This is a genomic window from Peribacillus huizhouensis (genome assembly GCF_014138605.1).
In the GTDB taxonomy this organism is placed as follows: Bacteria; Bacillota; Bacilli; order Bacillales; family DSM-1321; genus Peribacillus; species Peribacillus huizhouensis.
In genome coordinates, this window is record NZ_JACJHX010000001.1 from 227,722 (window position 1) to 246,667 (window position 18,946).

The 18,946-nt window shown below is 37.4% G+C and carries 19 protein-coding genes and 1 other annotated feature; all 19 genes read right to left on the reverse strand.

Going from position 1 to position 18,946, the window contains the following annotated elements; translation table 11 throughout:
• Nucleotides 1-215: 215 nt before the first annotated feature.
• The 19 genes from HNP81_RS01040 to HNP81_RS01130 all read right to left on the reverse strand — a co-directional run bounded on the left by HNP81_RS01040 (nt 216) and on the right by HNP81_RS01130 (nt 18,938).
• Entirely contained in the window at nt 216-1,520 is a 1,305-nt protein-coding gene (locus tag HNP81_RS01040) for a uracil-xanthine permease family protein (protein ID WP_028392921.1), read from the reverse strand.
• A 155-nt stretch (nt 1,521-1,675) separates the two neighbouring features.
• Nucleotides 1,676-2,218, reverse strand: a complete 543-nt coding sequence (pyrR, locus tag HNP81_RS01045) for a bifunctional pyr operon transcriptional regulator/uracil phosphoribosyltransferase PyrR (RefSeq protein WP_028392922.1) — start codon at nt 2,216-2,218, stop codon at nt 1,676-1,678.
• Between the two features lie 190 nt (nt 2,219-2,408).
• Entirely contained in the window at nt 2,409-3,323 is a 915-nt protein-coding gene (locus tag HNP81_RS01050; RefSeq protein ID WP_182501294.1) for an RluA family pseudouridine synthase, read from the reverse strand.
• Nucleotides 3,316-3,789 (reverse strand): signal peptidase II, encoded by a 474-nt coding sequence (lspA, locus tag HNP81_RS01055; RefSeq protein ID WP_182501295.1) that lies wholly within the window; start codon nt 3,787-3,789, stop codon nt 3,316-3,318. Before lspA ends, HNP81_RS01050 begins: the two co-directional genes overlap by 8 nt.
• A gap of 163 nt (nt 3,790-3,952) precedes the next feature.
• Nucleotides 3,953-6,718, reverse strand: coding sequence for an isoleucine--tRNA ligase (ileS, locus tag HNP81_RS01060; protein WP_182501296.1), 2,766 nt, complete (start codon nt 6,716-6,718; stop codon nt 3,953-3,955).
• 182 nt (nt 6,719-6,900) lie between these two features.
• Nucleotides 6,901-7,136 (reverse strand) — a binding site (T-box leader).
• 61 nt (nt 7,137-7,197) lie between these two features.
• Nucleotides 7,198-7,698, reverse strand: coding sequence for a DivIVA domain-containing protein (locus tag HNP81_RS01065; protein ID WP_028392926.1), 501 nt, complete (start codon nt 7,696-7,698; stop codon nt 7,198-7,200).
• Between the two features lie 55 nt (nt 7,699-7,753).
• Nucleotides 7,754-8,527: a YlmH family RNA-binding protein gene (locus tag HNP81_RS01070; RefSeq protein ID WP_028392927.1), complete on the reverse strand. Its 774-nt coding sequence runs from the start codon at nt 8,525-8,527 to the stop codon at nt 7,754-7,756.
• Between the two features lie 24 nt (nt 8,528-8,551).
• On the reverse strand, nt 8,552-8,812 hold the full coding sequence (locus tag HNP81_RS01075; RefSeq protein WP_028392928.1) for a YggT family protein: 261 nt from the start codon (nt 8,810-8,812) through the stop codon (nt 8,552-8,554).
• Nucleotides 8,813-8,818: 6 nt separating this feature from the next.
• Entirely contained in the window at nt 8,819-9,274 is a 456-nt protein-coding gene (locus HNP81_RS01080) for a cell division protein SepF (RefSeq protein ID WP_028392929.1), read from the reverse strand.
• Between the two features lie 15 nt (nt 9,275-9,289).
• Nucleotides 9,290-9,967, reverse strand: a complete 678-nt coding sequence (locus HNP81_RS01085) for a YggS family pyridoxal phosphate-dependent enzyme (protein WP_028392930.1) — start codon at nt 9,965-9,967, stop codon at nt 9,290-9,292.
• Between the two features lie 8 nt (nt 9,968-9,975).
• Nucleotides 9,976-10,797: a peptidoglycan editing factor PgeF gene (gene pgeF, locus HNP81_RS01090; RefSeq protein ID WP_182501297.1), complete on the reverse strand. Its 822-nt coding sequence runs from the start codon at nt 10,795-10,797 to the stop codon at nt 9,976-9,978.
• Nucleotides 10,798-10,871: 74 nt separating this feature from the next.
• Nucleotides 10,872-11,132 (reverse strand): YlmC/YmxH family sporulation protein, encoded by a 261-nt coding sequence (locus HNP81_RS01095; RefSeq protein ID WP_028392932.1) that lies wholly within the window; start codon nt 11,130-11,132, stop codon nt 10,872-10,874.
• A 560-nt stretch (nt 11,133-11,692) separates the two neighbouring features.
• On the reverse strand, nt 11,693-12,472 hold the full coding sequence (gene sigG / locus HNP81_RS01100; RefSeq protein WP_028392933.1) for an RNA polymerase sporulation sigma factor SigG: 780 nt from the start codon (nt 12,470-12,472) through the stop codon (nt 11,693-11,695).
• Nucleotides 12,473-12,614: 142 nt separating this feature from the next.
• Entirely contained in the window at nt 12,615-13,334 is a 720-nt protein-coding gene (gene sigE / locus HNP81_RS01105) for an RNA polymerase sporulation sigma factor SigE (protein WP_028392934.1), read from the reverse strand.
• 51 nt (nt 13,335-13,385) lie between these two features.
• Entirely contained in the window at nt 13,386-14,312 is a 927-nt protein-coding gene (spoIIGA, locus tag HNP81_RS01110) for a sigma-E processing peptidase SpoIIGA (RefSeq protein WP_028392935.1), read from the reverse strand.
• Between the two features lie 774 nt (nt 14,313-15,086).
• On the reverse strand, nt 15,087-16,250 hold the full coding sequence (gene ftsZ / locus HNP81_RS01115) for a cell division protein FtsZ (RefSeq protein ID WP_182501298.1): 1,164 nt from the start codon (nt 16,248-16,250) through the stop codon (nt 15,087-15,089).
• Between the two features lie 41 nt (nt 16,251-16,291).
• Nucleotides 16,292-17,584 (reverse strand): cell division protein FtsA, encoded by a 1,293-nt coding sequence (gene ftsA, locus HNP81_RS01120; RefSeq protein ID WP_182501299.1) that lies wholly within the window; start codon nt 17,582-17,584, stop codon nt 16,292-16,294.
• Nucleotides 17,585-17,847: 263 nt separating this feature from the next.
• Nucleotides 17,848-18,210, reverse strand: a complete 363-nt coding sequence (locus HNP81_RS01125) for a small basic family protein (protein ID WP_028392938.1) — start codon at nt 18,208-18,210, stop codon at nt 17,848-17,850.
• Between the two features lie 14 nt (nt 18,211-18,224).
• Nucleotides 18,225-18,938: a DUF881 domain-containing protein gene (locus tag HNP81_RS01130; RefSeq protein ID WP_182501300.1), complete on the reverse strand. Its 714-nt coding sequence runs from the start codon at nt 18,936-18,938 to the stop codon at nt 18,225-18,227.
• Between the last annotated feature and the right edge of the window lie 8 nt (nt 18,939-18,946).

The window sequence follows — 18,946 nt, forward strand, 5'->3', positions numbered from 1 at the left end:
AAGGTGTAAATTTCATTCACCTCTCTTACCTATCACACCCTTAGTAGCCTCTCTGGACTTCTTTTAAAAGGTGATAAAATCTATATAAGGATGTTCAAAAAGTCCGGTAAAAATAACTGTCGAATTTCTTCGTCGCTTTGTCTCTCCTCGAACATCTCGGCTCTTTTTATCCTCCTTTTTGAACACGCACTTTATGATATTTTTTATTAAAATGATTAATTTTCAAACATATCTCCTGAAACTTTTTCTCTTCCAGGTAAGATAAGATTTAGTAAGATGCCGACGATTGCAGATAATGCCATGCCCGATAAAGAAACTTCATCCGACAATTTTAGAAATGCACCGCCAATCCCTAATACTAGTATGACAGAAGCAATCATTAAGTTTCTTTTTTTATCAAAATCGATTTTATTATCAACCAGCATTCTCAAGCCGCTTGATGCAATAATCCCGAATAGAAGGATGGAGATGCCACCCATTACTGCAGAAGGGATCGAGCTTATAACCGCAGAGATTTTACCTACAAATCCAAAAATGATTGCCGTTACTGCTGCTCCACCGATAATGTATACACTGAATGCTTTTGTCATGGTTAGTACACCGATATTTTCACCGTAAGAGGTAAGTGGTGGCCCTCCTATGATTGAGCCGATCATAATTCCAGCGCCATCACCTGCTATCGAACGATGTAATCCAGGCTTTTCAAGGAAGTTTCGTCCTACTACTTTACTTAATACCATTTGATGGCCAATATGTTCGGAAAGAGTCACAATCGCGACTGGAACCATAATGGCGATGACTCCCCAAGAAAATGTAGGAGTGTATGTTGCAAATGGCACCATGAATTCTGGTATTTCAAACCAATTTGCTTCTCGAATTGGTTCAAAATTAACGATGCCAGCAATAATTGAACAAATGTATCCGACGGTGATACCGATTAAAATCGGTATCAAACCGAAGAAGCCTTTAAAATAAATGTTTCCAATTATCGTGACAATTAAAGTAATCAGGGCAATTGTGATATTCGTAATACTATAAATCTGATTATCTGTATTTGGATTAATATACATGGCCATATTTACAGCCGTAGGAGCTAAGCTCAAGCCAATAACCATAATAACTGGTCCAACGACAACTGGCGGCAGGATATTCATTAACCAATTTAACCCGGCTTTATAAATAATCAGTGCAACAAGCCCGTAAACCAACCCTGCAACGAAACAGCCGATCATGGCACTGCCGGGTCCACTAGATGCTTTTGCAGCAATAATTGGTGATATAAAAGCGAATGATGAGCCTAGATAAGCCGGAATCTTTCCTTTTGTAATGAGCAGGTATGCTAACGTACCTAGTCCACTTGATATGAGTGCTACCGCTGGACTAAGTCCTACTAAGAAGGGAACTAGTACTGTTGCGCCAAACATAGCGAATAAATGCTGTAAACTTAATGTAAGCCAATGCCCTAATTTAGGTACATCTTCTACATCATACATGATGTCTTTTTTCTTTACTTGTTCCATGAAACTTTCCTCCAATTTACATAAAAAAAATCCTCTTTGTCTTTTGCACAAAGAGGATTGCTTAAGACTTGATGATGCCTGTATTAAGGCATGTCACGTCTAAACATTCTCCCCTTTGTCAGCCTCTCAGGACCGCCTATTAAAAAGGGCTTTATTTATTTTTCTAATATACTTACTTGATCTTCATGATCAACTTCAGTCAAGCAGACAGATATTTTCTCTGTTTGGGATGTTGGTACGTTCTTACCAACAAAATCCGCACGTATCGGTAATTCTCGATGACCTCTGTCAATAAGTACAGCAAGTTGGATTTGTGATGGTCTTCCCATATCAACTAATGCATCCATTCCCGCCCGTACTGTTCTTCCTGTATACAAAACGTCATCAACGAGAATAACGGTTTTTCGCTCAATTTCAACCGGAATATCGGATCCATTTACGATCGGATTACCATCCGCTGTCGTTTTTGATAAATCATCGCGATAAAGTGTGATATCAAGCTCTCCCACTTTTATATCATTGCCTTCGATTTCACTAATTCTTTCTGCCAGTCGATTGGCGAGGTAAATTCCCCTTGTGCGAATTCCAATCAAAACGCAGTTTTCAATGCCTTTATTTTTCTCGATGATTTCGTGCGCAATCCTAGTCAGTGCACGGCGAATGGCTTGTTCATCTAATACGATTGCTTTTTCAGTCATTTATGTCTCCCCGCCTCACTTTATGATGGGTTTATAATCATTAAAAAATCCCCTTACCAAGAAGGCACGGGGAATTTTTTAATTGGCAATAAAAGTTAGCCAATTTATCCGTTTCCTTCTCGGTCTCACTGGACCGTTTTAAAGGTTCATAATTTACATAAACTTATCTTATCTCTATTTTATAAAGCTGTCAATTACTTTTTGATAGATAATCCAACACGTCTATAAACTCTTTTGGTAGCGGTGCTTCAAATTCTATATACTCCTTCGTACGCGGATGTACAAAGCCTAGCAATCCTGCGTGTAGAGCTTGTCCATTAATATCCAATGTTTTCCTTGGACCGTATTTCGGATCTCCAGCGAGCGGATATCCGATATATTTCATGTGGACACGAATTTGATGGGTTCTTCCTGTCTCTAATTGACATTCAACATGAGTGAAATTCTTGAATCGTTTGATTACCCTGAAATGAGTAACAGCCTTTTTTGAATTTTCATCAGTCACAGTCATACTTTGGCGATCTTTCTTATCACGACCAATTGGTGCATCAATCGTTCCAAAATCATGGGGAATCACACCGTGTACAATTGCTTGATATTTTCTAGTTACAGATTTATCAACCAACTGTTGCACAAGACTTTCATGGGCCATATCATTTTTAGCAACCATTAATAAACCTGATGTATCCTTATCAATACGGTGAACGATTCCTGGACGCATGACCCCATTAATACCTGATAAATCCGTACAGTGGGCCATTAAGCCATTAACAAGTGTGCCAGAAGTATGACCAGGAGCCGGGTGAACGACCATACCACGAGGTTTGTTCACTACAAGAACATCACTATCTTCATAAAAGACCTCTAAGTTCATTTCTTCTGCAACTACATCCAATTCTTCAAGTTCAGGGATCTTAACGATGACTTCATCGCCTTCTTGGCATTTGTAATTCGTTTTTACAGCAACACCATTCACAAGAACATGGCCCTCTTTAATCCATTGCTGAACTTGATTTCGAGACCATTCCTCGTTCAAAGTTGCTAACGCCTTGTCAATTCGTGCTTTACTTTCTGATGATTCAATGATGTATGAAAAATTAGTCATTCTGTCTCTCCTTCTTTTCTTGTCGCTCTGCTAAAAACATATAAATTACGAGTAAAGCAACACCAATACAAAGTGCTGAATCGGCAACATTAAATACAGGGAAGCTATAATTAAAAATATACGTATGAACGAAGTCCACTACTTCTTTTCTGATAACTCGGTCAATAAAATTACCAATCGCTCCACCTAGCATTAAGCCAAGCGCTACGCCTAAAAGTTTACTTTCTTTGCTTAATTTCTGGATGTAGTACATGATTCCGATAATAACAACTACAGTAATCAAGTAAAAGAACCACATTTGACCTTGAAGAATCCCCCAGGCAGCACCACGATTTCGATGTGAAGTGATATATAGATAATTTTCAATAATTTCGATGCTTTCCCCGTACTCCATTTTTTTCACAACAAACCACTTCGTTAGCTGGTCAGCCGCAATAACCAACAGGGCAATTATATAATAGAACATATTCAATCCCCCAACCTAATCGCAATCTTTTCTAATGAATTGTAGCACAATCTTTATTCATTGCATAATTAAGATTGTTAAATAATCCGAATTTTAAAAGGTCTGTCCCCACATTATAATGTAGGAAACAGACCTGATGACACATCCTTATTAGATGGCTATTTTAGTTTGTATAATGTTCCGACATAACTGTAGCACAGCGAGGGCAAAGAGTTGGATGTGTTTCAACTGTCCCTACTTCTTCTGAAACATTCCAGCAGCGTTCACAAGTTTCACCTTCGGCTTTATCAACTACAATTACAGCTTTGTCTAATTTGATTGCTTCTTTTGGAGCATCTTCCACTGTTCCACCTACTGCAAACTTAGAAACAATGAATAGTTGTTCAAGATTTTCTTCGATGCTATTTAACAAAGTCTGTTCTTTTTCATCTACAAAAACAGTTACTTTTGCATTCAAAGATTTGCCAATCACTTTTTGATTTCTAGCTTCTTCTAACGCTTTAAGTACATCGTCACGAAGATTTAAGAAGGCATTCCATTTTTCTTCGATTGTGTTCGTGTCAGTCACAGAATATTCTTCAGGCATCACTGTTAACTGTACACTCTCTTCAGAAACACCAGGAATGAATGCCCAAACTTCATCCGCTGTATGAGAGAGGATTGGTGATACAAGCTTAGTCAAACTTAATAATGCTTCGTATAAGAATGTTTGGATAGCTCTACGATCATGACTGTCAGGCGCCTCACAATATAAAATATCCTTCGCATAATCCAAATAGAAAGCACTTAAATCAAGTGTACAGAAATTATTAACAAGGTGATAAATAGATGCAAATTCATAATTTTCATAGGCTGATTTTGTTTGTTTGATTAATTTATTCAATTTAATCATCATAAACTGATCGACTTCACGAAGATTTTCATAGGCAACTTTATCCGTCTCTGGATTAAATCCTTCCAAATTCCCTAAAAGGAAACGGAATGTATTTCGAATCTTACGATATACATCTGCTACTTGTTTCAAAATTGGGTCAGATACACGGACATCCGATTGATAGTCTACAGAAGCAACCCATAAACGAAGGATATCTGCTCCAAGTTGATTCATTACTTTCGCTGGGATTACGACGTTTCCAATTGACTTACTCATTTTGCGACCTTCACCATCAAGGGCAAAACCATGACTTAACACGCCTTTATACGGTGCTTTCCCAGTTACTGCTACTGCAGTTGAAAGCGATGAGTTAAACCAACCGCGATATTGGTCTGATCCTTCTAAATATAAGTCAGCAGGGCGTTGTAGATCTTCACGCTCTTCCAAAACGGCCTGATGTGATGATCCTGAATCGAACCAAACATCCATAATATCTGTTTCTTTTGTAAAGAGACCATTTGGACTACCAACATGTGAAAATCCTTCCGGAAGCAAGTCTTTCGCTTCACGTTCAAACCAAACATTTGATCCATGCTCACGGAATAAATCAGATACATGATTGATCGTCTCATCTGTGATAATTTCCTGGCCATCTTCTGCATAAAACACAGGAATTGGAACTCCCCAAGCCCGTTGACGAGAAATACACCAGTCTCCACGGTCACGGACCATATTATACAGACGAGTTTCTCCCCAAGCTGGAACCCATTTTGTTTCTTCAATTGCTGTCAATAGTTCACTTCGGAAATCTTTAATTGATGCAAACCACTGAGCTGTTGCACGGAAGATTGTCGGTTTTTTCGTCCGCCAGTCATGTGGATATGAGTGGGTAATGAAGTTCAACTTTAATAACGCGCCGACTTCTTGTAGCTTATCAGTAATCGGTTTATTGGCCTCATCATAAAAAAGACCCGCAAACTCACCTGCTTCATTTGTCATAACCCCTTTTTCATCAACAGGGCACAAAACATCAAGGCCGTATTTTTGACCAACAATAAAGTCATCTTCTCCGTGTCCAGGCGCAGTATGGACACAACCAGTACCTGCATCTGTCGTTACATGTTCACCGAGCATAACTAGAGATTGACGGTCATATAAAGGATGCTTCGCTAAAACATGTTCCAGCTCATTTCCTTTTACTGTTTTTACAACAGTTGGATTTTCCCAAGCAATAGTCGCAGAAACTGTCTCAAGAAGCGCTTGTGCAACTACATAGCGTGTTCCATCCACTTCTACAACAACATATGTCAAATCAGGGTGAACGGAAATACCAAGGTTTGCTGGAATAGTCCAAGGTGTTGTTGTCCAGATTACAATTTTCGTACCATTTTCAAGAACGTTTTTACCATCCACTACATCAAATGCAACATAAATCGATGCAGAACGTTTATCTTGGTATTCAATTTCAGCTTCAGCAAGTGCAGATTCACTTGATGGAGACCAATAAACTGGTTTTTTCCCTTTATAGATATATCCTTTTTTCGCCATATCACCGAATACTTTAATTTGCTGTGCTTCATATTCAGGCTTAAGAGTAATATATGGATTTTCCCAATCACCGCGAACACCTAAACGTTTAAATTGTTCACGTTGGCCATCAATTTGTTGATAAGCGTATTCTTCACAAAGCTTACGGAATTCTGCGACACTCATTTCTTTCCGTTTCACACCTTTTTTTGTTAGTGCCGTTTCGATTGGGAGACCATGTGTATCCCAACCAGGTACGTAAGGTGCATGAAAACCATTCATTGATTTAAATCGAACAATGAAGTCCTTCAAGATTTTATTCAAAGCATGCCCCATATGAATATCTCCATTTGCGTATGGAGGGCCATCATGAAGGATGAATAGCGGTCGGCCTTTCGTTTTTTCTTGCACCTTTTGATAAATATTCATTTCTTCCCATGCTGATTGAATTTCTGGTTCTCTTTTCGGTAAATTTCCTCTCATCGGGAATTCTGTCTTGGGCATCAATAAAGTATCTTTGTATTCCATAATTCTTCCTCCATCCAATTAGAAAAGCTTAAAGCAACTTGACTAGTTCTACTTCTTTGTTCCTCCCCATTACCTCAATATTTAATTTACTATCACAATTGTGGTGGGGTTTTCAGCCTTTTATAGAGGTAGTAAAACTTCATATCGTTTTTAAGCAACAAAAAAAGTCTTCTCATCCCTAAAATAGGGACGAGAAGACTTTTTCCCGCGGTACCACCCTGGCTAGATAAAGCATTAGATATCTTTATCCTCTCAAGCATTCGTAACGCGAATGAACGCCTCGTTTACTGCCTTTTACGGGTTCGACTCGGAACTCCAGGGTGATATTCAATACGTTCACTTATACCAGACTTTCACCATCTCCGGTTCGCTTAAATAAGTGTATGAATGCATTTACTATCCCTATCATCGTTTCATATCAATATTAGGTTGATTGTAAGAAATTATATGCGAAACAAGTGTGAAAAGTCAAGGCGATATTATGAATCTTTGTCTGCAAATTCGGTTGCATCGACTTCATATTCCATTAGATTATCCCAGTCATCTGCACTCAACAAATCTAGCTGTGCTTCCACGAGCATCTTGAATCTTGTCCTAAATACTTTGGATTGTTTCTTCAATTCTTCAATTTCCAAAGCAAGTTTTCTTGCTTTACTTAGAGAATCATTAACAATCCGATCAGCGTTCTTCTCAGCTTCTTTAATAATCAATTTTGCTTCTTTTTGGGCATTACGCTTTACTTCTTCCGCAGCCTCTTGAGCAATGATGATTGATTTATTCAATGTTTCCTCAATATTATTAAAGTGGCCAAGACGATCATCTACTTCATTCAGTTTCTGTTCAAGTTCTTTCTTTTCCCGGAGTATCAGCTCATAATCCTTAATAATCTGATCAAGAAATTCATTTACTTCATCCTCATCATATCCACGGAAGCCTTTACTGAACTCCTTATTATGTATATCAATCGGGGTTAATGGCATGATGCACCTCCATGTATTCTCTATGTCTTAAATGATGTTCTTGCTAATTTATTCATTATTTATGCCTGCCGATACTTATTCGCCATTTTTCTTTTTTCGTTTTACCATCTATCGACAAAATTTTGGCTCTACCAAACCCTCTTACAGATAAAGTGTCACCTTCTCGACATTCCATTGAACCATGCTCAGTACTTTTAAAATTGACTTTTACTTTACCAGCAGCTAGTAGAGTTTGGGCTTTTTGTCTTGAAAGATTAGTAACAGCAGCTAGTAGAACATCCAGTCTAAGTGATGAAACGGTATGGCTCTGCTCTTCCCAATGCTCTTTTATTATAATAATCTCTGTTAAAGAAAGCTTTTTAATTGAAACAGAAACATTGCCCATTTTTTCTAAGTTTGCAGTAAGATAATCCTCAATTTCTGCTGCCGCTATAAATTGAACATTCTGTCCATCTATTAAAATGTCACCAAATTTCTCACGCTTCAAACCAAGCGACATGAGCGTACCAAGGACATGCCTATGTTCCAACGAAATAAATTTCTTTGGGTATGAAATTTCGAATAAAATCAATTGGTAGTCCGCTTTCTCTGGTACATAATAATCGGGATAAATGAGGGCACGTTTACGTTCTACCGCTTCACTTCCTCCAAAAAATTGCAGTAAAGCGGCATCATCATTTCCAACCAAAGCAAGTAAAATTTGTTGTTCACGCGGATTAAGGAAATCAGTTAATCTGGGACAATAATTCTGCTTTACCGCCTCGACCCAACCACGTGCATGATCAATAAACTCTTTTTCTTCCGGCCTGAAATGCTGGTAAATATTCATGAAATGCTACTCCCTTAAATACCTTTAAATCCACAAGAAAATCTGACTGATCCCATAACCTGCAAACTGCAAAGCAAGAATTGCAACAATTGGTGAAAAGTCAATCATTCCAAGAGGTGGAACAAATCTTCTAAACGGTTCTAAATATGGCTCACTGATCCTAGCTAAAAACTGCCCAATCGATGTTTCTCTAGCATTGGGAAACCATGACATTAAAATATAGGCAACTAGTGCATATGAATAAAATTTAATCACCGTTAATATAATCCCAACTAACATTGTCATTTCGCTCTACCACCTCGCTTCTTCGTACTCCTCGTCCAAAGCGAACCCAGTAATATTTCCGGAAACGTCCACATTATCCGGAGTACATAAGAATATATCTGTACCAATTTTTTGTATGTCCCCACTGATTGCATAAACCGTCCCACTTAAGAAATCGACAATTCGTTTAGCTTGGTCATGCTGTATTCGTTGCAAGTTTACTACAACTGCACGGCGATTTTTTAAATGGTCTGCTACTTCTTGGGCTTCTGAGTATGCACGCGGTTCTAATAATACTACTTTAGAAGATTTTTGAACACTTTGCAAACTTACTACATTCTTATTTTCATTCTGTGAGGTTTGGAAGCTTTTCGATGATTTCATTGGTTTCGTTTCCTTCACCTCTTCCTCGACCAATTCTTCTCTGTATTCATATTCATCATCCAATGCAAAATATGATTTAAATTTTGATACAAATGACATGAATCGTGTACCTCCTTAGGATTCCCCACCGACTAATGCAGTTCCTATGCGAATCATCGTTGCACCTTCTTCAATTGCAATTGTGAAATCATTCGACATTCCCATTGATAACTCCATACATGGTGCATGTGTCATGTTGGCAGATTGAACTTCTTTTTGTAACTCCTTCAATTTTTTAAAGCAAGTCCGAAGTTCATTTTCATCTTCCGTAAGAGGAGCCATTGTCATTAATCCAGCAATTTGAATATTTGAAAAAGATTCTAAACTACGAATAAATGATAACGTCTCTAAAGGAGTAATACCATGCTTTGATTCTTCCCCAGAAACATTTACTTGCACTAGACATTTTATAGGCTTAGCCGCCCGCTTCTGAATTTCTTCGGCCAACGAAATCCGATCAAGGGAATGAATATATTCCACTTTATCTATGATATTTTTGACCTTCCTAGTTTGCAGGCTGCCAATATAATGCCAGATTGGCTTGTCCCCTAATACAGCATATTTATTTATAAGCCCTTCATCTCGATTTTCACCGAGATGATGAAGCCCAGCTTCTATCGCTTCATTGGCACGCTCTACTGAAACGTACTTTGTCACAGCTACTACCGTAATTTCTTCACGGCTTCTGCCACTTTTCTGACATGCAGCATTTATTTTTTCATCAATAATCGTTTTGTTATCTGCTACTCTCAATGTTCCTTTTATTCCTCCTTCCAGCCGATAAAACTCATAAGACGTCCTGTTTTTCCTTGATCACGCCTATGAGAGAAAAATGTATCATTTTCACAGCTGGTACATAGTGTAGAAATTTCAATTTGTTCTCGAGGAACACCGGCCTTTACTAAAATTTCAGTATTGACCTGTTTCAGATTTAGCTTATATTGTCCATCGCTAATTAAATTATATGGCTTTTCGTCATAATCTTCCACCAATTTTTGCACAAACTTGACAATTTTATTATCGACAACATAACATTCGCCACAAATAGCTGGACCAATTGCTACATGAATGTCTGTAGACTTAATACCAGCTTGATTCCATGACTCAATCATAGAAGCTGCGATCCCAGAAACTGTTCCTCTCCAACCTGCATGAGCGATCCCGACCATGCCATACTTTGGTGCGATGTAATAAAGGGGTACACAGTCCGCATAACAAAGGGTGAGGAGAATTTGTTTCTCTGTAGTAAAAAGTCCGTCCGTTGCTTTAAGGCTGGTAAGATAATCTTTCGAGCCCTTTCCACAGTCTGACGGGAAAACCTTCTCAACCTTTGTCTCATGCGTCTGTTCAGCGCAAACCCAATCTGTTAAAGGAAATGAAAGCTTTTTTGCTAAGTTTTGACGATTCGCGATAACATCCTCGGTGTTATCACCCACATGAAAGCCGATATTCAGTGAAGCATAGTCCCCCTTGCTAACTCCACCATTTTTTGTTGTGAACCCTGCAATTAGCCCTGGAAACTTATTCATCCAGCCTTCGAGACAATAAAATTCTTCTTCACGCAATAAAAATGGTTCTGTCATAATCCCTACCTCTTGTTTTTTATTAAGTGTATCATATTCCCTTTTATTTTCACTATGAAAAGCACAATTACTTGCTAATCATCAAGACTTTCTTTAAATGCAAATGAATGTTCAACGAGAATCACATCTTCGCCAACTTTTTTTATTTTTTTCCAAGGGATAATAATCTCTTCATCTTTTCCAAAAATCCCAAGCATCCGGCTCCCATTCGATACAATAATCGCTTCAATGGAACCTGCTTGAGGATTAATAATAAGATCCACCATATTCCCCAATCTTTTTCCATCTCCAATATTGACAATATCCTTTATTTGAAATTCAGATATTCTGACCAAACTGATCAGCTCCTCTACATTATTCAAATTTATTATCCGTTTTACATAACGAGTGCCTCTGTCTAATCATGAAAGGGTATGTGCAGATTTCCTCTTATTTAAACTCAGAAATTAATAAAATAACAAGTTTAACGAATTTTTTTATTAATTGGCTCTATTAAACCCTGTTGATTAAAACGAAAGTCGTTTCGTTCGCTTTCCAAGGGCAGTCCAATAGCCTCCTCGGTGCTGTGCGTCTGTGGGGGCTCCCTTTGACTCTGTTTTCTGCAGGTCTCACGCCTTCCGCTCCAATCAACATCATGCCAAAATCAATAATGAGCTTTAACATAGCCGAATAAAGGATTCTTCCTATAGTAGTATTACATGATATACTGCGATAAAGTATAACTTCAATCAGGGAGTTTTATCAAAATGTTGTTTCTTAATTCTATGTATATGTTTAAAATGAAACCACATATGCTTGATTTTAATTCTTTCTTGGTTTATATATTAACGCAAAAAAACTCCATATTCCTGACCTTGCCAAGAAATGGAGTCTGTTACCATCCATACAATATCCTTTATTGTTGGATATTCTTATTCATTTGCCGGATTGCTGCTTTCTCAAGTCTAGAAACTTGCGCTTGTGAAATGCCAATTTCCTCAGCCACTTCCATTTGGGTTTTCCCTTGAAAAAATCGCTTTCGGAGAATCATCTTCTCCCGTTCATTTAAACGACGCATTCCTTCATTCAGCGCAATTTCATCAATCCATTGACTGTCTTTATTTTTTTCATCACTTAATTGATCTAAGACGTAAATCGGATCTCCACCATCATTATAAATAGGCTCGAATAATGAAACAGGATCCTGAATTGCGTCAAGTGCAAAGACAATTTCTTCATGAGAAACATCTAATTCTTTTGCAATTTCTTCAGCTGTTGGTTCACGTAATGTTCTACTCATTAGCTTTTCTTTTACCTGTAATGCTTTATAGGCGATATCTCGTAGCGAACGAGAAACCCTGATTGGATTATTATCACGTAAATATCTTCTAATTTCTCCGATAATCATCGGAACAGCATATGTCGAAAATTTAACATTTTGACCCAAATCGAAATTATCAATCGATTTCATTAAACCAATGCAGCCTACCTGAAATAGATCATCCACAAATTCACCCCGGTTATTGAAGCGCTGAATTACGCTCAACACGAGCCGAAGATTGCCGTTTACTAGTTTTTCTCTCGCTGATGAATCGCCACCTTGCATTTCTTTAAAAAGAATCCGCATTTCTTCATTTTTTAATACCGGTAGTTTTGATGTATCAACACCGCAAATCTCAACCTTGTTACGAGACAAAATTTTTCCCTCCTCACAGGAGCTGCCTTTCAAAATTAAGTATCTCCCGGAGTTTGAAAAATATGCACAGTGAAGAAACGTAAAAAACACCGATTAAAGATCAAACCATTGTAAATAGCTACCTACCTTTAGAAAAAAATTTTTACACCATTTTATTAAATTCCTTTCTAAGTCTTTTAATAATTCTTTTTTCTAATCTGGAAATATAAGATTGCGAAATCCCTAACATATCCGCTACATCTTTTTGCGTTTTTTCTTCCTGTCCAGCTAATCCAAACCGGAGCTCCATGATTTGCTTTTCTCGATCAGAAAGCTGAGTGAGGGCTTTTGTTAACAATTTTCTGTCCACATTAGCTTCTAGGTCTTTCGTTATAATATCTTCCTCTGTTCCAAGTACATCGGAAAGCAATAATTCATTACCATCCCAATCAATATTAAGAGGCTCATCAAAACTCACTTCAGAACGAATCTTATTATTTCTTCGCAGATACATGAGAATTTCATTTTCGATACATCTAGATGCGTATGTAGCCAATTTAATTTTTTTCTCTGGATTAAATGTATTAACTGCTTTGATTAATCCTATTGTACCGATACTGATTAAATCCTCAATATTAATACCTGTATTCTCAAATTTTCTCGCAATATAAACAACAAGTCGTAAGTTTCTCTCAATTAGCATAGCACGAGCTGTTTCGTCACCTTTTGGTAACTTATTTATTAAAACTTCCTCTTCTTCTTTAGAAAGTGGTGGCGGTAGTGCCTCACTTCCTCCAATGTAAAAGATTTCATCAGTTTTCAACCCAAGCTTAAATAGTAATTTATACCAGTAATAAGTGAGACGTAGAATAGTTTTTTTCAACTGAATTCTCCCTTCTATTTTCTAGAAATGTGAGTATATTTTATCTATCGCTTATGAAACAGCTTGAACTGGAATTCCCGTTACCATTTTCGGATGGACAATGCATTCGAATTTACCATCCGCTGATAACGTTTGATAAGTAAAAGATACTAGTCCAGTTTTCACCCGAAAAATATCTTTATTTTGAATAATTTCAATCCAATCTGATTTAATGGCAGTCAACAATTGGTGATCATTTCCAACTACTTTACTTGGAATAATTCGCAACCGATCTTCCCACGTATATTGTGTGTCCCCCATTTCATTAAGTAGAATATCTGGATTTTTAAACAGAGCTGCCATATCTTGCGGAATCATATTTTCTCGGCCATTTAGCGATAAAATCATGACTGGAGAACGTGAAATTGGATCGTACAGATTATTTCCACTATCAATAAAACCTTCTACTGAACAAATAAAATTATCAATTTTCACCGTAACTTTAACCTGTTGTTGATGGTTAATCTTTGTCATTTCTATCGTATCTAAAGTTCTTCTAGAAAATTGCCATGCGAGCGGGAATCCAACAATAACAAATATCCAACTGACTGGATCCCCGAACTGATTAATCCCTTTGTACATTGTGTGTTGTCCAGATAGAATGTTCGTTTCAAACAAGTAATGGAGTCCGAGTAAAATACCACCAGACAAGAACGTAACGAAATATAACGTAGCCAAACTTTTTATAAAAACATAGAACCTTCCAAAACCATAAACTGTTAAAATCATTAAGACGGAGAATAATAGTTTAACCAACACTTTATCAGCGAACATATGATAAGAAGTAAATGATAAGACAATGATAAGAGAACCAAGGAATCCCCCTACAAGAACTCTCCAAAAAGGTACTTTTCTCTTTAACAAAATCGCAGTCCAGTAAAGTAAAAGACAATCAAAAATCCAATTCAATAGCCAAATAACATCCAAATAGAGCGTCAAATATACACCACCCTTTTAGAAATGCGAATTCACAGATATCATTACTTTCTGTAAAAGCAATGAAGAGTAAAATAATAGTAATCATTCTACAGAATAGCTTGCACATCTTCTGTTAGCAAAAAGTATATCGTACCTCGCATCAGAAAGTGTGTCACATTATGACTGGATATTTTGGGACTTTTTGTAGAAAAAATAATGTGGATTTTCTTCATCCTCCATCTACTTTTCCCTTAACATATTATAGATGGGGCTATTATCCTGTTAAGTTAGAATAAAGGGAAGTGCTCATACTGCTGATCTAAAATAGATGCAGTAGCAAAACAAGTAAAATGTTAGTTACTATCGAGTGGAGAGTAGATACAAATGAATAGCAGACGAAGTGTACAACTTCCCTTAGTCTCCTTTTATCAAAAAATTTAGTTGAAATGGGGAAATGAGTAACGAAGTTCCTAGATTCCTAATACTTTAGTCATATTTGAATATATATTATCAGTTTTTTCGATATTCATGATAGTGAATTAAGACTAACTAGGTGTAAGTTAAGTGAAATGAAAAGCAGACAAAAAAGAGGATGTCCCATCGCAACAAGGTTAAACCTCACACTATTTATGTACAGTTTATTTGACGTGGATATATCACATAAACTGTGTTAATTGTGTGAGGTAGAGCCTTTAATGAGAAATCCTCTCTTTAATACTGGAGAAAAAAGTCTTATTGACAAAGAAATTTGTCAAAATAAAACTTTTATTCTATGAAATTTTATAATTAAACAAATTAACGACGTTTGTTACGGTTACGTAAAAAGGTCGGTATATCCAATGTATCTTCTGCCTGATTAGAGTTACGAACAGGCTGCTGTTGCTGCTGTTCGACATGTTCTTCCCTTTTCACTTCTCGTTTTACCCCAGTAGCTGGAGTTTGCGATGCTGGACGTGCTTGCCCAAAAGAAGGTCTTGACGCTGACGATGCAGGTTTAATCTCTTCTGAATCACTAAAGCCAGTAGCAATAACCGTTACAACAATTTCATCTTTAAAGTTCTCGTTAATAACTGAACCAAAAATCATATTTACCTCTTGATCAGAGGCACTTGCAACGATATCGGCTGCTTCCTGAACTTCGAACAAACTTAAATTCGTTCCACCAGTAATATTCATAAGTACACCTTGTGCACCATCAATAGAAGTTTCAAGAAGTGGACTTGAGATCGCTTTTTTCGCCGCTTCGGTCGCACGATTCTCTCCTGAAGAAATACCAATTCCCATGAGCGCAGAACCCTTATTAGACATGATCGTCTTGACATCTGCAAAGTCCAAGTTAATAAGTCCAGGTACCGCGATCAAATCAGAGATCCCTTGAACACCTTGCCTAAGGACATTATCAGCTTCACGGAATGCTTCAAGCATTGGCGTACTCTTATCAACGATTTCAAGTAATCGATCATTTGGGATGACGATTAACGTATCAACTGATTCCTTCATGGCACCGATACCGCCTTGAGCTTGTGTTGAACGTTTACGTCCTTCAAATGTGAACGGTCGAGTCACAACTCCTACAGTCAACGCCCCTAAATCCTTTGCAATTTGAGCGATAACTGGAGCTGCACCTGTTCCAGTACCGCCGCCCATTCCAGCCGTTACAAATACCATGTCGGCGCCTTTTAACGCTTCTTCAATTTGTTCCTTGCTTTCTTCAGCTGCTTTTTTACCTACTTCTGGATTCGCCCCTGCACCTAATCCACGAGTAAGTTTACCACCAATTTGCATTTTGATTTCTGCTTTTGATAGATTGAGAGCTTGAGCATCTGTATTAACAGAAATAAACTCTACCCCCTGGACCCCGTGCTCAATCATACGGTTTACGGCATTGTTACCGCCCCCGCCTACACCGATGACTTTTATAGTAGCTAATGTTTCTAGATTAGAATCAAACTCCAACATGATAATCCTCCTAATTTGACGATATTCCAATAATTTCCTGTCTATTCAAAAAAGTAACCAAGGATCTTTTTGAATTTAGATTCACCTTTTTCGGCCCGAGGCTTCTCCACTCGTTCTTTCGGTTGAGGTTGCTGCATTTTTTGACTCTGTTCTCGGTTTTCGTAAGCTGAACCTGCAGCTACAGGAGCTTCATTATTTTTTTGTATTCTTGTCTTTTTACAAGCATGTTTAATTAATCCAACAGCTGTTGTATATTGAGGTTCCCGAACACCTATATAATTCGGTTCCGCTGTTCTCACTCGGTTTTGGAAAATATATTGAGCAAGTTCTAATACTCCCGGCATCTTCACAACGCCGCCAGTCAATACAAAACCTCCTGCAAGATCGCTCTCGCCAATTCTATTTAATTCGTTTTGAACAAGTTCGAATATCTCTGTCATCCTTGCTTCAATTATGTCAGCTAACATTAACTGATTGCAAGGTTGTTGCTGATCACTCCCGATTATTGGTATGTTGAACACATCTTCTTCTGATGCATCATCATAAAAGGCATGTCCATGTTTAATCTTGATCTTCTCCGCATCATCTGTTGTTGTCCGTAATACGATAGAAAGATCCTTAGTAATCGTTTCTCCACCAATTGGTATCACACACGTATGTTTCAAGTACCCTTGTTCGAAAACAGCAAGTGTTGTTGAACCACCACCAATATCTAGAAGCGCTACTCCAAGTTCTTTTTCATCTTTTGAAAGCACAAGAGAGCCCGCAGCGAGTGGCTGAAGGGCAATGTCTGTAATTTCCAAACCTGCTCTTTCTACACATCGTAATGAATTATGTAAAATCGTACGCAAACCTGTGATTAATATCCCTCTCATTTCCAATCGAACACCAATCATGCCTCTTGGATCGCTTATCTCATCAAGCTCGTCCACTTTATAATGAACTGGAATAATATCAACAATCTCCCTGTCAGAAGGAATCGTAATCAATTCGGCTGCCTCTCTAACCCTTACAACATCTTGTATGGTTATCTCCTTATTATCACTTGAAACTGCGACAACGCCATGGCACGGTTGTAGCATTACATGATTGCCGCTTATGCCGACTATTACCTTATTGATCTCCATTCCAATCATTCGTTCTGCCTGTTCAACGGCCCGCTGAATCGATTGAACTGTTTCATCTATATCTACGATTGACCCTTTTTTTAATCCTTCTGATTTCACATTTCCTACACCGATTATGTTTAATGTATCATTAACCATTTCCCCAATGATTACTTTAACACTGGATGTACCGATGTCGAGACTTACGTATATTTCATTGTTGTTCATTCCATGGCACCTCCTTCAAGTTTTAACATCTTTCTAAAATCCAAATTAAGTAATACAAATGTTCTTTTTATCCTTCATAACCATATTGTTGTGATATAGCTACCAAAGAATCCAATTTACTTTGGATAAGCATTGTCTAATTTTCAAAGCAGAATCATACATGTATTAAAAACTAATATTCCACATGTCAGGTCATCTGTTTCATAAACGATACACTTCTTAACAATATTCGTCATGTATACCATATTTCCTTTAAAAACACACTAATTTTTTTCTGCTTTTTCTTTGAAAAGGGACCATTTTGTTAAAATTATGCGTCGGATAACTGCTATATTTTGAAACAATCTAACACCAAATGCAAAAACTGCAGCTAAATATAAGTCTACACCAAGATGTACGCCTAGAAAAGCTAAACTTGCAGCTAAGATGATATTAAAGAAAAATCCAGTTACAAAGACCTTTTCATCGTAGATATTTTGTAAATGGGCTCTTATTCCACCCACTAAAGTATCTAATGCTGCAAGAATTGCTATCGATAAATAGTTCGCATATTCAGAAGAAATTTTGATATCCGTTAAAAGGCCTAAAGCGATGCCTATTAAAAGGCCAAAAATAGGAAGCCACATAGTCATTAGTCCTCCTATTCATCAATGGGTTCCATATATTGAATTTTTAATGAGTTTTGATAAGGCGGTAGCGTTACTATGTCTAATGGATTAGTAATCGTAACCTCATAATTATCCACATAAAAATTATCAATTGTCTCAGAAACCTGAATTCTTTCTTTGAGTTTTTGAGCATTTTCAGCAAGTACCCTAATTTCAATAGAATCCCTTGATATACTCTTGCCATCGATCTTTGTTTGTCCATTAATATCTCGAATAACAGATGTAGTAATTATCCTCTGCCCATTTACTGCAATCTCTTTTGCGTCATATTGGTATAATTCATTTAGCAGCCGCTTTAAAAGATCAGGAGAAACATTCTGAACGTTCTCACCTAATAGGATATTCTCCTCAATCGGTTTAATGGTTATAATAATTCCTTTTCCACTCACCGAAGTCATACCTGCATTACTTCTAAGCTCTTCCAATGTTTCACTAAGTACTTGCTCCTTACTTTGGCTTATAGTTGTTTCATATTGGGCAAGTTTCTCTTCTAAATTTCTAATTTCTTTAACCAATTCAGTTTGGACTTTCTGCTCCTTTAGTATACCGCTTCTAAGTTCATAGGAATCACGAGTATCCTTTACTTGTTTGATGGATGGCTCTTTAATCGTATTAAACTGAATGGCTACCATGAATCCAACGATCACCGCAATTAAAGTAAAGGCAATTTTGTTCCTTTTTTTCAAAAAACGTC

Bases quoted from the DNA above. Each gene is read 5' to 3' on its own strand.
- pyrR (WP_028392922.1), bottom strand. From the start codon at position 2,218: ATGACTGAAAAAGCAATCGTATTAGATGAACAAGCCATTCGCCGTGCA.
- HNP81_RS01125 (WP_028392938.1), bottom strand. From the start codon at position 18,210: ATGTGGCTTCCTATTTTTGGCCTTTTAATAGGCATCGCTTTAGGCCTT.
- pgeF (WP_182501297.1), bottom strand. From the start codon at position 10,797: ATGACAGAACCATTTTTATTGCGTGAAGAAGAATTTTATTGTCTCGAA.
- ftsZ (WP_182501298.1), bottom strand. From the start codon at position 16,250: ATGTTGGAGTTTGATTCTAATCTAGAAACATTAGCTACTATAAAAGTC.
- HNP81_RS01040 (WP_028392921.1), bottom strand. From the start codon at position 1,520: ATGGAACAAGTAAAGAAAAAAGACATCATGTATGATGTAGAAGATGTA.
- ileS (WP_182501296.1), bottom strand. From the start codon at position 6,718: ATGGAATACAAAGATACTTTATTGATGCCCAAGACAGAATTCCCGATG.
- HNP81_RS01070 (WP_028392927.1), bottom strand. From the start codon at position 8,527: ATGAATATTTACCAGCATTTCAGGCCGGAAGAAAAAGAGTTTATTGAT.
- HNP81_RS01050 (WP_182501294.1), bottom strand. From the start codon at position 3,323: ATGACTAATTTTTCATACATCATTGAATCATCAGAAAGTAAAGCACGA.
- HNP81_RS01075 (WP_028392928.1), bottom strand. From the start codon at position 8,812: ATGACAATGTTAGTTGGGATTATATTAACGGTGATTAAATTTTATTCA.
- ftsA (WP_182501299.1), bottom strand. From the start codon at position 17,584: ATGAACAACAATGAAATATACGTAAGTCTCGACATCGGTACATCCAGT.
- HNP81_RS01080 (WP_028392929.1), bottom strand. From the start codon at position 9,274: ATGTCATTTGTATCAAAATTTAAATCATATTTTGCATTGGATGATGAA.
- lspA (WP_182501295.1), bottom strand. From the start codon at position 3,789: ATGTTCTATTATATAATTGCCCTGTTGGTTATTGCGGCTGACCAGCTA.
- HNP81_RS01065 (WP_028392926.1), bottom strand. From the start codon at position 7,698: ATGCCATTAACCCCGATTGATATACATAATAAGGAGTTCAGTAAAGGC.